Source organism: Bacillus sp. JJ1503, assembly GCF_036965125.1.
In the GTDB taxonomy this organism is placed as follows: domain Bacteria; phylum Bacillota; class Bacilli; order Bacillales; family Cytobacillaceae; genus Cytobacillus.
Genome location: NZ_JBALOZ010000051.1, coordinates 23,164 through 36,593 on the forward strand (window position 1 = coordinate 23,164; position 13,430 = coordinate 36,593).

Annotated in this window: 17 protein-coding genes; 2 read left to right on the forward strand and 15 right to left on the reverse strand. The window is 40.7% G+C overall.

Annotated features, from left to right (window positions below):
- Nucleotides 1–83: 83 nt before the first annotated feature.
- Nucleotides 84–503, reverse strand: a complete 420-nt coding sequence (locus tag V7149_RS04950) for a hypothetical protein (RefSeq protein ID WP_335344541.1) — start codon at nt 501–503, stop codon at nt 84–86.
- Nucleotides 504–759: 256 nt separating this feature from the next.
- Here V7149_RS04950 and V7149_RS04955 point away from each other — a divergent pair, with 256 nt between their 5' ends.
- A complete protein-coding gene (locus V7149_RS04955; protein ID WP_335344542.1) occupies nt 760–1,065 on the forward strand; it encodes a helix-turn-helix transcriptional regulator in 306 nt (101 codons plus the stop codon).
- 99 nt (nt 1,066–1,164) lie between these two features.
- Here V7149_RS04955 and V7149_RS04960 read toward each other — a convergent pair whose 3' ends face one another.
- On the reverse strand, nt 1,165–1,359 hold the full coding sequence (locus tag V7149_RS04960; protein ID WP_335344543.1) for a hypothetical protein: 195 nt from the start codon (nt 1,357–1,359) through the stop codon (nt 1,165–1,167).
- Nucleotides 1,360–1,361: 2 nt separating this feature from the next.
- Nucleotides 1,362–1,721 carry a single-stranded DNA-binding protein gene (gene ssb, locus V7149_RS04965; protein ID WP_335344544.1) on the reverse strand — a complete coding sequence of 120 codons (360 nt, stop codon included), beginning with the start codon at nt 1,719–1,721 and terminating at the stop codon, nt 1,362–1,364.
- 281 nt (nt 1,722–2,002) lie between these two features.
- Here ssb and V7149_RS04970 point away from each other — a divergent pair, with 281 nt between their 5' ends.
- A complete protein-coding gene (locus tag V7149_RS04970) occupies nt 2,003–2,437 on the forward strand; it encodes a YwpF-like family protein (RefSeq protein WP_335344545.1) in 435 nt (144 codons plus the stop codon).
- A gap of 55 nt (nt 2,438–2,492) precedes the next feature.
- Here V7149_RS04970 and V7149_RS04975 read toward each other — a convergent pair whose 3' ends face one another.
- The 12 genes from V7149_RS04975 to V7149_RS05030 form a co-directional block, all read right to left on the reverse strand.
- On the reverse strand, nt 2,493–2,738 hold the full coding sequence (locus tag V7149_RS04975) for a hypothetical protein (RefSeq protein ID WP_335344546.1): 246 nt from the start codon (nt 2,736–2,738) through the stop codon (nt 2,493–2,495).
- A gap of 160 nt (nt 2,739–2,898) precedes the next feature.
- Nucleotides 2,899–3,321 (reverse strand): 3-hydroxyacyl-ACP dehydratase FabZ, encoded by a 423-nt coding sequence (gene fabZ, locus V7149_RS04980; protein WP_335344547.1) that lies wholly within the window; start codon nt 3,319–3,321, stop codon nt 2,899–2,901.
- A gap of 202 nt (nt 3,322–3,523) precedes the next feature.
- The gene (locus V7149_RS04985; protein ID WP_335344548.1) at nt 3,524–3,796 is read right to left on the reverse strand and encodes a DNA-directed RNA polymerase subunit beta; all 273 of its coding nucleotides are present in this window, start codon (nt 3,794–3,796) and stop codon (nt 3,524–3,526) included.
- 13 nt (nt 3,797–3,809) lie between these two features.
- Complete coding sequence (locus V7149_RS04990) at nt 3,810–4,652, reverse strand: flagellar hook-basal body protein (RefSeq protein ID WP_335344557.1); 843 nt, start codon at nt 4,650–4,652, stop codon at nt 3,810–3,812.
- 45 nt (nt 4,653–4,697) lie between these two features.
- The gene (locus tag V7149_RS04995; RefSeq protein WP_335344549.1) at nt 4,698–5,519 is read right to left on the reverse strand and encodes a flagellar hook-basal body protein; all 822 of its coding nucleotides are present in this window, start codon (nt 5,517–5,519) and stop codon (nt 4,698–4,700) included.
- Between the two features lie 235 nt (nt 5,520–5,754).
- Entirely contained in the window at nt 5,755–6,756 is a 1,002-nt protein-coding gene (locus V7149_RS05000; protein WP_335344550.1) for a rod shape-determining protein, read from the reverse strand.
- Nucleotides 6,757–7,225: 469 nt separating this feature from the next.
- Complete coding sequence (spoIIID, locus tag V7149_RS05005; RefSeq protein ID WP_335344551.1) at nt 7,226–7,498, reverse strand: sporulation transcriptional regulator SpoIIID; 273 nt, start codon at nt 7,496–7,498, stop codon at nt 7,226–7,228.
- Nucleotides 7,499–8,069: 571 nt separating this feature from the next.
- Nucleotides 8,070–8,930, reverse strand: coding sequence for a M23 family metallopeptidase (locus tag V7149_RS05010; protein ID WP_335344552.1), 861 nt, complete (start codon nt 8,928–8,930; stop codon nt 8,070–8,072).
- Nucleotides 8,931–9,439: 509 nt separating this feature from the next.
- A complete protein-coding gene (gene spoIID / locus V7149_RS05015) occupies nt 9,440–10,471 on the reverse strand; it encodes a stage II sporulation protein D (protein WP_335344553.1) in 1,032 nt (343 codons plus the stop codon).
- 349 nt (nt 10,472–10,820) lie between these two features.
- Nucleotides 10,821–12,134 (reverse strand): UDP-N-acetylglucosamine 1-carboxyvinyltransferase, encoded by a 1,314-nt coding sequence (murA, locus tag V7149_RS05020; RefSeq protein ID WP_335344554.1) that lies wholly within the window; start codon nt 12,132–12,134, stop codon nt 10,821–10,823.
- A 33-nt stretch (nt 12,135–12,167) separates the two neighbouring features.
- Nucleotides 12,168–12,911: a YwmB family TATA-box binding protein gene (locus V7149_RS05025; protein ID WP_335344555.1), complete on the reverse strand. Its 744-nt coding sequence runs from the start codon at nt 12,909–12,911 to the stop codon at nt 12,168–12,170.
- Nucleotides 12,912–13,253: 342 nt separating this feature from the next.
- A partial coding sequence (locus V7149_RS05030) for a DUF1146 family protein (protein WP_335344558.1) occupies nt 13,254–13,430 on the reverse strand: 177 nt, incomplete at its 5' end.

Genomic DNA, 13,430 nt, shown 5'->3' on the forward strand with positions numbered 1-13,430 from the left:
AAACCTGTCCAAGTAACCTAACTTACTGGACAGGTTTTCGCATTTAACCAAAAACCTGTCCACATCCAATCCCCTCTCCAGCCTTAGCTGCCAATCGTCTGATCACCATCAAGACTTGGCGGCTGTTTTTTTATGGCTACTTTATTTGATGCATTTGGCCGATACGCCATATATGATACACGGTTCCCTTCTTTAATTAAAAAACAGGATAAGTAACGATAATTGGCGGATATTGTTCTGGGTTTCCTCACCTCTATGGAGCCTTTTTTGAAATCAAATAAATAATCGATTGATTGTTGAGTGTTATTTTCTAGGTAGTAAAAACGGAGGATTGTATTTTTTCTAAGAGGAACTTTTTGATATGATTTCGGTTTTTGGAGGTTAATTAACTTGAGGGCGTCAAAAAAACCGGGTTGGTAATTAATATTTAGATGTTTCTTACTGAATTGCTCCCTACAAAAATAAAATGACGCTGCTAACTTGTTTTCTTTTTTAAATGACACATCAAACCACTCCTATTCCACCCTAACACACTATCAGGACTATTTACCTAGTTAAATTCGACAGGTTTCACTAAATCCCTTTAAATAATCCCCAATAAACCTACAAAATTTTACTTTTTCACTCTTTTTTGTAAATTTTCTCATTCATACGCGTGACTAACAGTAACACAAATCCCCTTTCAATCATTTTGCCGTTAAGTTTAAAGAAAAAGAACTTGTGAAAAGCGGTGAGTACATGTTTTTAGGAAGCTTAGGAATGAGCGAAATTGGATGCCTGTGTTTAGTAGCAAATTCACTGAATGTTCATCGGTCTACCATTAGCAAATGTGAAACGGGGGAAATTATTCCGAACTACCAGACTCTTCTTCAGCTCGCTAAAATTAATAACAGTGAGAAACGAGACATTGGATCGGATACTTATATTTTAAAAAAGGGCCCTATTGATCATGATTTGGATATGATTAAGAAATCACTCTTGGAGCTATATAATTTTGATGAAAAGACGAAAGCCCAAACAATTAGGGTAGTTCAGTTTCTTATACTAGGAATGAAACAAAAGTAAACAAAAACCGGCGCGATATGCGCCGGAAATAGTGGGGGATGGGGAATGTATTGATTCTCTCTATGAGGGGGAAAGGTGAATTGAAAACCTGAGGAACACTCATGAAGGGTATTTTTCCGAAATCACCTTAGGATCAGTTTGGTGAACAGGGTGATAGACGGGCAATAATGACTCGCGGAGGATGACTTCTAATTGATTGACCCGATTGGTTAAGTCGTTTACTCTTTCGTTGGATTTGCCCAACATTCTTATTAATGCCTCAACTAGGCTTTCTAATTCCCTCTCTTTGTTCAATTCTAAGCCTCCATTCCTGCGGGGATATATGCCTCTTCTGAACGCTTTTGTTCGAGAAATCTCACAGAATCTGCTAACACCTCGGTTACATAAACCCTGATTCCTTCTTGATTGTCATAATATCTTGTCTGAATCCTGCCGGTAATTCCAATTAAAGAGCCCTTACGGCAATAGCGCGATGTATTTTCAGCTGTCTTTCTCCATAGGGTGCATTGAACAAAATCCGCCCCTATTTCTCCTTGCTGATTGCGGTACTGACGGTTTACGGCCAAGGTTACGTTGGTCACTGCTGTTCCCTCGGGTGTTCTTTTGATCTCCGGGTCCTTGGTCAATCTGCCTACTAACGTTACTTGATTGATCATTCATTTCTCTCCTCTCTCCAACATGCTCTTATCTTATCCCCTGAATAGCATTAGAGTAAAAAGTCAAAAATTGAATTATGAGGGGTATTTTTGTAGGAAAAAGTCAGTTTTAATGGGTATAAAGGTTCACTCCAAATTGAAAAATGCTTTAAAAATGCAAAATTAGACATTTTACTAAAGAAAATTCGACAAATCAAAATGCTTTTGTATTCCTGCCAAATTCGATTACCAAATAGGTCTATGTTATACTTTCAATAAGCCATACGGACGGGAGGAAAAGGATGAAGACGTTTAAACTCATCTCGCTGCAAGTTGTCGAGGATGATTCATTGGTAGATATCGACCTGATTGACGGGTTAATTATTAATCAAGAGAACGATCAGAATACTTGGATGCTAGAGGCCTATGTGAACAATACGTATAATGATTATTTTCAGAAGTTGTCCAAGCAAGGCGAAGATATCATTGTTCAAGTTGTCATCACGAAAAAGGAAAACAGCCCAGCCGCCTTCCAAATCAAGATTGTCACCATTAAACCTTTGACTGATCATATAAGTATTCTTTTTGAAGGCAAACTGAAGAAAACGAATTATGATTATGCGGAAATAGTTTTGAAAAAACTCATTGATCAGGGTTTAACAGGGGATGAGCTATTGAAGGAATTTAAGACCATTCTCCGTGGAAAGCCTCAGATTACTGCTGCTAAAGGTGATTAAAATAGGGCAACTCCAAGCCAAGAAATTGACGTGGAGTTGCCCCTTCACATATTATCTACTTATTATCATTATCATTATCATTATCATTAAGGTCAAGATTGTCATTATTGTTGTTGTCGTTCATGCCGTTGTTGTCGTTCAAATCATTATTTCTGTCTAAATTGTTGTCATCATTGATGACCCCATTGTTATTGTCGTTGTTGTTTGGCGGAGGGGGTTCTTGATCATTGGTTGCACAACCGGCTAAAAGCAACGCTGCAAGAACAGAACCGCCAATTAGGTTTAAAAGCTTTTTGTTCATTCGAAAAAGCTCCTTTCAAATATGTTTTTTTAAGTTGACCTTTTTTACGGGTCTCCTGTTATAATTCCCAAAATCGTCTGCAACTTGCATAAAAAAAAAGAAAGCCAGCAATTTATATGCTGGCTTTCTTAGAAAACATTTCGTCAATTTTAACAAAAACCTACTGCAAAGCAAACATGATTTCAGTTTCGCACACAAGCTCTCCGTCGACAGTCGCAATTGCTTTTCCTTTGCCCATTGGCCCCTTAAACCGAATCATTTCAACCTCTAGACGCAATTGGTCACCTGGCTTCACTTGTCTTTTAAAACGGCATTTATCAATTCCAGCAAAAAGAGCTAGACGTCCGCGATTTTCTTCTTTTTTCAGCATCGCAACAGCTCCCACCTGAGCTAGCGCCTCGACAACCAGAACACCCGGCATAACCGGATAATCAGGAAAATGCCCGTTGAAAAACTCCTCATTGGCCGTTACGTTTTTAATTCCGACTGCTTTATGACCTTCCTCTACCTCAAGAATACGATCCACGAGTAAAAAAGGATAGCGGTGAGGAATGATTTCTTTAATTTGTTCAATATTTAGCATAATTAGTACCTCCTACTAATATTAGGTTATAGTTTATTGTACTAAAAAAAGAAGCATACGGGAAGTTTGAAATCGTGAGGTGGGAGTTTATTTTGTAGTTGCCAGCCATTTCTGGCAATTTGTCTGCCTATTTTGTTGGTTTGTCAGCCAATTTCCTCTAAGCCCCCCTCACAAGTCCAAAAAAAAGAGGCCTATGCCCCTTTTATTCTCGTTCTACAAGGTCGACAATATGCGTCCAGGTAGACTTCTGGAATATATCTTTTGCATTGCCGCCTCCCATTACACCATACCCGAAGGCTGCTCCTGCTATACCGCTTAGAGTAATTAAAACAGCAACAATGATAATCCGCAGCCAAATCGGAATCATGCGCACCCGAATACGGCGATTGCGTCTCTTTTCCGCCATGGTTGTGCGTTCTTTTTTTAATTGTTCACGTGATTTCGCTGCTTCTTGATTATTGTTGTTGATTGACATGTTTATTCCCCTTTTAACGAATTCCGTTGATGAGCCCCATCATTTGGTCAGCGATGGAGACAGATCTGGACTGGAATTGATAAGAACGCTGAAGATTAATGAGCTCGGTCATCTCCTTGGACATATCCACATTTGACTGCTCCAAGGCGCGCTGCTGCATGGAAATTTGATTTCTTAAAGGACCATTAAGATCAGTTAAAATATCATCCACTGGCGTATTTAGTACAGCCATATTTTCCGGCAGACCGAGGAGATTTTCTCCTTTTTGCTCAAGAAATTGCGATTTCTTAATATGAACGACACCAAGATTAAATTCACTTGTACGGCCATCCTCCAAGGAGGCAACCAGTCGGCCTTCGTCCTGTAAAGTAAATTCCTTCACATTATTACTAACAGTAATTGGATTATTGTTTTCATCCAAAACCGGATAGCCATTGCTCGTGACAAGCATGTTTTCATTTGCTGATAATGGAGTTAAGTAAAAGGCGCCGTCCCTCGTATAGCGGATGGCCGAGCCATTCTCCCCTTGCTCGAGCACTTTAAAATACTGGCCCTCTGCAGTCATGGCCATATCAAGCGAACGGTCTGTATTCTTCAAGCTACCCTGGCTCCCTACGATTTGCGATTGAGCAAGCTTGGCCCCAACTCCTTGACGAATTCCGTTAGGTGTTAATCGATTGACCTCTAATTGAGGGAGTGTCTGATTATTAAACTGCTGAAAAAGCAAATCCGTGAAATTCGCTTCTCTGCGCTTATAGCCCGTTGTATCGATATTTGCCATATTATGACTGACAATATCCATTTGTTTTTGCAGCTGGGTTAATGTATTCTGTGCCGTAATCATCGTTCTATTCATCATTCATCCCCCTTTGCCGGAAAAAATTTAGTTGCATCCCAAAAATTAACCGATACGACCTATTTCATTCGCAGCTTTTTCCATACTCCGGTCATAGGCTTGAAGCACCTTCTGATTCGCCTCAAACGATCTGTAGGCTGATAGCATTTCTGTCATCGTTCTACCAACATCCACATTAGAACGCTCTACAAACCCTTGCTGAAGCTTAAATTGGACTCCTGCCGCATTGTAAGCACTCGGAAGCTGATTGCCGTCCTCTGTTCGAAATAACCCGTCTCCTTGCTTCATAAGGCGGTTTGCGTCCTCCGCGAACGCGATTCCCAGTCTTGCGGTTTCTCCGCCCTCACCTGTCAACACACCATTTTCATTAAGCGTAAATCGATCACTAGTCAGCTGAATGCGATTCCCCGCTTCATTCAATACAAAATGGCCGCTTGCGGTTGTTAAAAAGCCTTGTCCATCCACAGTAAAGTTTCCATTTCGTGTATATTGCTGTTCCCCATTTGGACCCGCTATTGTAAAAAACACACTGCCGTTAACAGGCAAAGACACATCCAGTAAAGCCATGTCCGTTTTAATGCCTGTTTCTTTTAAATCACCCTGCAAAAAAGCCGGCATCGCTTCCTGCATATAAACCCCTGTATTCAAAGCGCCAATCCTTCGATTGAAAGGCAGACGAAGCCCGTCTTCCGTTGGGATCACTTCCTGGTCAAATCGCTGCAACAGCATTTCCGGAAACGCACGCAAGGCAGATTGATCAGCCTTAAAGCCTGGTGTATTCGCATTCGCCATATTATTCGTCAGCATTTCTGTTCTTTTCTGCTGTGCCACCATCCCGGAGGCTACTGTATAAAACCCTCTGAACATAAGTTCACCTCATTAGAAAACTTTTGAAAAATATGTATAAGCATCCGTTTGGAAACGGAATATATTTATTAGCATTACTTCTATTATAGAAAAAATCTTCAAAATAAACATTATAAAAAGTAAGAATTTTTGCAGATATTATTATTTTACCATTTTCTAAAGCAGCCTAAGATAAAAAATCGAGCATAAAACCTCGATGATTTCATACTCGATTTTGTTATTTTTCACTTAAAATTTATCCAAGCTTGCGCTTCGGAAGCTTGTCAATATTATCTAGCATAATACCCGTTCCAATCGCTACGCAATCCATTGGGTTTTCAGCTATTAAGACAGGTACTTTCAATTCTTCGGCAAGAAGGGTGTCGATGCCATGGAGAAGCGCGCCCCCGCCTGTTAGAATAACACCGCGATCGATAATATCAGCAGATAGTTCAGGTGGCGTCCGTTCAAGAACACTTTTTGCCGCCTGTACGATGACCGCTACAGATTCCCTTAAAGCACGTTCAATTTCTTCTGAACGAACTGTGATCGTTCTTGGAAGGCCTGATACCATATCGCGTCCGCGAATATCCAATTCCTCGCTCTTTGATCCTGGGAATACGGTTCCAATGGTTGTTTTAATATTCTCAGCGGTTCTTTCCCCGATTAATAGCTTGTACTCGCGCTTAATATATTGCAGAATCTCACTGTCGAAGGCATCTCCTGCCATTTTAATCGAAGAAGAGGTTACGATGTCACCCATAGATAAAACCGCAACATCTGTCGTTCCCCCACCAATGTCAACGACCATGTTTCCGCTTGGCTGGAAGATATCCATACCGGCGCCAATCGCGGCTACCTTAGGCTCTTCCTCTAAATAGATCTTCTTACCGCCACTCTTTTCTGCCGCTTCTTTAATCGCCTTTTGCTCCACACTTGTGATGTTCGTTGGGCAGCAAATTAGAATGCGTGGCTTTGATAAAAAGCCTTTCACATTCAATTTGTTAATAAAATGCTTCAGCATAGCTTCTGTTACGTCAAAATCCGCTATAACTCCATCTCTAAGCGGGCGAATAGCTGCGATATTGCCAGGCGTCCGTCCCACCATTCTGCGCGCTTCCTCACCTACTGCCAAAACCTTATTCGTGTTCTTATCAATTGCTACCACAGACGGCTCATTCAAAACAATTCCGCGGCCCTTCACGTGAATCAGCACGTTAGCCGTTCCTAAGTCAATTCCAATATCCCTTGCAAACATTCTCTCATCTTTCCTCCTTGACTACTGGCCTGCATTGTCCGCCACCTGCTCATGGACATAATTAAGCACCAGGCCAGGTCTGCCCAGTACACGCCTTATGCATTTAGCTATATTAAGCGAACCTCGCTATATTTAAAATTCTTCAACTTATGCTCCAGAAAAAATGAAGCACTCCACTTACCTAACTCACCTAGTTGTAGACCTTTTTGATTATACGAATCAAGTTCTATCCTAATTCTATATTCTACCACACTCAAGGCGAATTAAATAATTTTTTGTCAGAATATGTGTGGGTTTTTGAAGATTTTTGTCGTAAAAGAAAAAAATGCAGCCAGAGCCTTTTTTTTGGCGCCTGACTGCATTTTTTGTTGGCTTTGCTAATAAATATTGTTGAGGATCAATCCGCCTTAACATACCTATCTTATTTTCGTTGCATAAGGCTAATAATCAACAAAATCATTTTCTTGTTTTACTTTAATACTTCTCCCTCAATTTCTTCTTTCTTATATTTCATTTTTGTAGCTTCTCCCCCGCGTAAATGTCGGATTGATTTATGGTAATCTAGAATTTCCTTCACTTCATTCGCCAGTTCAGGGTTAATCTCAGGTAGTCTTTCTGTTAAGTCTTTATGGACTGTACTTTTGGATACGCCAAACTCCTTCGCGATAACGCGAACTGTTTTTCTCGTCTCCACGATATACTTTCCAATCTTGATAGTTCTCTCTTTGATGTAATCGTGCACACCACTCGCCCTCCCTAAATTGGATGTGAGAAGTGCGAAATGAGACTCGCTTTTCGCTTTGATCTATACTCTGTTCCGCATGGCGGCTATATTCGGAGAATTCTCCATACGGCAGAAAGCTTTTACTTTCTGAGCTTGCGGTGAATAAACATGTCCTAAGGCACATTCAATACTATCTGCAAAACGACTCCTCACCTCAACCACTCTCTTTGTCAGGTTTGTATCAGTCTATTAGCTTGGTTGCAGATATATGCACGAAAAACACATTAGGGACAAGGTATTGCGAAAGTTTTTTGAAGATTTAGTATTTAACGGGAGATTTTGACTAAAAATATTGTATTTTAGGTAATGGACTGACAGTTTTTAAGGAATAGTGTTCTAAAAAATTTGAAGCAAGGAGAATGGTTTCACTTCACAGTCTCATCCCAGATCTAAGGGGATTTTTGTAGGAAAATGAGCTTTTACCGGTTATTTCCCGAGAAATTGTCGATCGAGGAAATTTCCTGTCAGTAAATGGATAGCGGTCATTCACGCCAAAAAGCCCGCCGAATCGGCAGGGCTTTGGCTTATATTATGCGTTTGAAGAATCCTTAGAATTTTGTTCTGTTTCGTTATTCGTGTCTTCTTCGGAATCTTTCTCATCATCGCTTGTACCTTTTTCTGTATCTTCCTCAGAGGCTTCTTCATCTACAGCATCTTGATCATCAGATGCTTTCGTTTCATCTTCCTCACTAAGCTCCTGTAATGTGCTTAATGGCTTTTGGAAGTAATCATGCGGGTTAAGTGCAACGTTATCCTTGCGAATTTCGAAGTGTACATGGACACCCGCTTCCGCATCAAACATGCTTTCACCAGCTTTTGCAATCACTTGGCCTTGCTTAACCTGACTGCCAACCTCGACACTGATCTCTTTAACAGATTGATACTGTGTTACAATTCCTTTGTCATGTTCAATTTCAATGACATTTCCCAACAGCACATCTTCTTCAATCTTCGTAACCGTTCCACTTAAGGATGCAACGACATCAAATGTTTCGCCATCCTTCATCCCAATATTGATACCTGTGTTTTGGTGATATTGGTTTTCGTATAGGACAAGTGCTGCTTCCTGTTCTTCTGCTTTGGCATCTGCGTCATAGAAAGGTCTTTGAATGACTGATGCATCGACATCTTTTACAGGCATCATGATGTTTTCCATAGATCGGTTTACTTCGATTGCTGGTTCATTAAACTTTTTCCCCGGTACATCGGTAGCGCTATTATCCACGCTATCTGGATTCGCTGAATTATTATTCGTGTTTTGGTACCAAAGAACCCCGGTTAGAATGATTGCTGCTGCTGCAATGTAGATCGCTGGGAATACCCAACGCTTCTTGAAAAAGCGTTTAAAGCTGGAATTTTGAGAAGATCGTTTCTTTTCTTCCTCTCTCATTTATCATCACCTCAGCAATCATTCTGAACAGATTAGAAGAATTATATACATCCCCGCAAAAATATTTTTTTGGATTATTTTTCGACAAAATTAAAGAAATTATTCATTATTTAAAAATAAATTTTTTCTGGGATAAAATGTGTTCTTTTGGGCATAAAAAAGAGCTGCCTGCTGGTATCGGCAACTCTATGTTCACGTTTACTTAAGCGAAAGGTTAAAATCCTTATATTGGACCTTTATATGTTTGCGTTTTTCTCGATGAAGGGCTGAAATCCTTACATTGAGCCTTCCCATGTTAGAGTTTTTCCCAATATAGAGCCAAACCCATTACATTAACCCTTCCTATGTTAGCGTTTTACTCAACGAAGAGCCAAAACCCTTACATTAAACCTTCCTATGTTCGCCTTTTACTCAACGAAGAGCCAAATCCCTTACATTGAGCCTACTCACGTGTACACCCTGAAATCACAAACCATACAGATTGTCTTTTCAGGGTGCCTGGCACCAATTTATTTTTTGGCTAATACTTTAGTAAGGTAGTTTTCGGAGTTAGCAATTTCTACGCCTTTATAGTAGTAGGAGATGATGTCTTTGTAGGTTTTGCCTTCTGAGGCCATCCCATTTGCCCCGTATTGGCTCATACCGACACCATGGCCATATCCCCTCGTGTTAATGACAACCTGATCCCCCTGGCGCTTCCACGTGAAGTCTGTGGACCTTAGTCCGAGCTTTTCCCTAATATCCTTTCCCGAAAAGACTTTCCCGTTAATTTCAACCTCACCGACACGCTTTCCCGCAGTTCTAGCCGTTATAGTGCCGATCGTATTATTGGAAGGAAGCTTGACTCCTAACCTATTCTCGAAATCTGAAATGGTAAATGTTTTTTGGTTGCTGAACTTTGGCGATTCCAAGTCCCATGGGCTTTCCACGCTTTTTAAATAAGGGACTGCGTTTAACCAAATAGCCTCAGAATTTTCGGTATACCCATTACTTGTTGAAAAGAAGCTGGCGTCAATCGGTGAGCCTTCGTAAACGATAATTTGCCCACTCGTTTCCTTGACAGCCTCTGTGATTTTTTCGATTGCCCACTTAAAATCCGGGCCAAATGTTTTTCTGATTTCATCCATATCCTTATAAACCTGATGCTCCACCGTGTCCGTGACAAGCGCTCCATCAGGCAGCTCTGACTTATTTTCTCGCATCATTTGATTCACAATATACGTTCTTGCTGCTAAGGCTTGAGCCTTTAACGCCTCTTTTTCAAAAGCCCTTGGCATTTCTGATGCTACTACTCCGACAACATAATCCTCTAGCGGAAGCGAATCCACTTGCTTTTTTTTCATTCGAAATACCGCTACCTCAACAGCTGGCTCTTTAGAGGTTTCCGCTGTATGCTTCTTGCTGTCTTCCTTATTTAACCGCTTCCCGAGCTTTACGGACACCTGATCGTCTTTAAAAGGGAGGACTAATAAAGAAGGAATCAGCAGAGTAATGAAAACAAGCAGTGCTCCTAGTACGATGAAAGGTTTAAATTTTGTCATGACTATGCCTCCATAATATGTGATTTAGACCCCTTAGAAGTCTGTCTCTTCTCAATCTTATGGTCGTGGACAGGCTATTATGACAAGAATTTTGGGCTGGAATGTTAAAGGTTGGTAACTCTTTAGGGGCTCAATGGAGGAAAAATAATTTCGAGATATCATCAGAATTCGGAGAGCTAAGCAGGGTTGGTTTCCACTTTTTCCAAATCACTGCACAACACCTTCTAAAAAAAGAAAAAACGCAACCCCCACTCGTCAGAGGTCTGACGAACGGATTCTGCGCTTCATCTCAAAATTATCTTTTACTAAACAATTCACTCACAAAAAGTGACTTTTTAATCTCACAAAACTACGCATTCATATCTGAAACATATCGTTCCACTGGGGCAACGATTTCGTCCACTTCTTTTACGCGCTCAATATCGGCACCAAGGGCAGCCAGCTTGTTGTGGAAATCCACATAGCCACGGTCTAAATGCTTCAATTCCGTTACACGAGTTACGCCATCTGCTACCAATCCAGATAAAACGAGTGCCGCAGCAGCACGTAAATCCGTTGCAGCCACTTCAGCTCCCTGGAGATTAGATGGTCCGTTCATAATAACAGAGCGGCCTTCGATCTTAATATCAGCGTTCATACGGCGGAATTCCTCCACATGCATGAAGCGATTTTCGAATACAGTCTCCGTGATCACACTTGTACCGTTTGCATGGAGTAATAAAGCCATCATTTGGGATTGCATATCAGTCGGGAAACCAGGATGAGGCATTGTTTTAATATCAACTGCCTTTAGTTTCTCTGGACCGATGACACGAATGCCTTCTGCTTCTTCAACAAAAAGAACGCCCATTTCTTCCATTTTTGCAATTAATGAGGTGGAGTGTTCAGGGACAGCGCCTTTGACAAGGACATTTCCGCCTGTAATCGCAGCAGCCACCATAAAGGTACCAGCTTCAATTCGGTCAGGGATGATATGGTGCTCCGCTCCGAATAATTGGTCAACACCTTCAATTCGGATCGTACCGGTTCCGGCTCCTCTAACCTTTGCACCCATTTTATTGAGGAAATTCGCTAAATCCACGATTTCCGGTTCTTTCGCTACGTTTTCTAAAATCGTTGTCCCTTTGGCAAGGGTTGCAGCCATCATAATATTTTCCGTTGCTCCGACACTTGGAAAATCAAGATAGATTTTTGCCCCATGCAGGCGGCCATTTGCTGCTTCTGCCTCGATAAATCCATTGCCAACCTTCACCGTAGCACCCATTGCCTCAAAGCCTTTTAAATGCTGATCAATCGGGCGAGATCCAATTGCACACCCGCCAGGCAATGCTACACGCGCACGGCCATTACGGGCAAGTAAGGATCCCATAACCAAAACAGAAGCACGCATTTTACGGACATATTCAAAAGGTGCCTCTACTCTTAATTCTCGTGATGCATTAACAGTGACTTGGTTATGATTAAACTCCACTTCGGCGTTTAAATAGCGTAATACTTCATTGATCGTGTATACATCGGAGAGTGTCGGTACATCACGAATTACGCTCTTGCCATCACTTGCTAATAGTGTTGCGGCGATAACCGGTAAAACAGCGTTTTTTGCTCCTTCTACTTTGACAATACCGCTTAACCTATTTCCGCCGCGGACGATGATTTTTTCCAAAGTGTATTCCCCTCCGCGTCCAATTTCTCTATATTAATATTCAATCGTTAGGATGGGTGTGCCAACTACAAGGGTAGTCTTTCCGCCCAATCCATGATTTCTTATACCTATTTGCAAATTCATATCCTTGCCTTTTGTTTGAATAGCATTATCAAACAATGTCGAATAGGCGGATGCCGATATGAAATTCTCCTCATGTAAACCTTCTATTTTTTTCGCATTAAAGGCAGCTAATAAATGGTTTATTTCATTAGGCAAAGTCTTATCAATTTTATCACTGAATTCGCCTTTCAAACAAGAGAAAATTGTGGTATTTTCATGGAAAATGTCAGAAATTCTGCCATTTAAGAGAAAGTTGATCTCTTTTTCAGATTCAGCCTTCCAGCCATTCCCTTTCACTTCATAAATGACATACGTTTGAACTTTATTTTTTGTGGGGGTCGATAGAATCTTTATCGTTTCCGTCTGAGAATCTTTATTTAAAACCGCCACGGTTTCCGACTGTTTTTCCAAATCGTTACTCGTCCAAGTCCAATTTGGGTATTGTTTCTTGAGGTCATCTGTATATCTTTTTACCTCATCCACGCTTTGAAGACTTTCCATATTTTCTCTTGCATGCAAAGACCATTCAATGATTAAAATATCTTCGTCTTGTAAAATTGAGGATAGCTTCATAAGATCGAGATCGGTTTTGGCCACAGTCGTTTTATTCCCAAAGTTTAAGACCATAAAACCAAAAGTACCAACAATTGCTAATATTATCTTCAAGTATTTCATATTTACATCCTCCCCCTTACTACCATTGTTACCAAGGAGGAGCTGAGCATACTTGGGAATTGTCGTCACTTTTTGACAATTTAGCTTGAGTCGCCTATCAGCTGCTAGCATGGATGCTGCCACAGAACGTGGCGTTCATAGCGACTGAAGCAATTGTAAAATTGAGGATATTGCCCAATTTCTTATATCCTATTCAAAATCGTCAAATTTGGGATTAACTATTTAATGCCAATTTTTAAACATGCAAAAATAGAGCACAACAAATAGAATTGTACTTAAAAATAAGATAATTGAAAACATGTACGAAGACCCATATTATCTACTATTTTGTTAAATCTTTTTTTAAAGTACCGTTTGAAGAATAAAGGGCAATTGCCTCGACCATAGAAGATAATCAAGGAAAAAGTTACTTACGGACGCCCCAATGGCAATCGATAATAGGATGTAGAGTACTCTTGCCTGCATGACACGGTTGGGACGCAAAAGCTGATCAATGCGCAATGCTTGAAGAGCCCACCA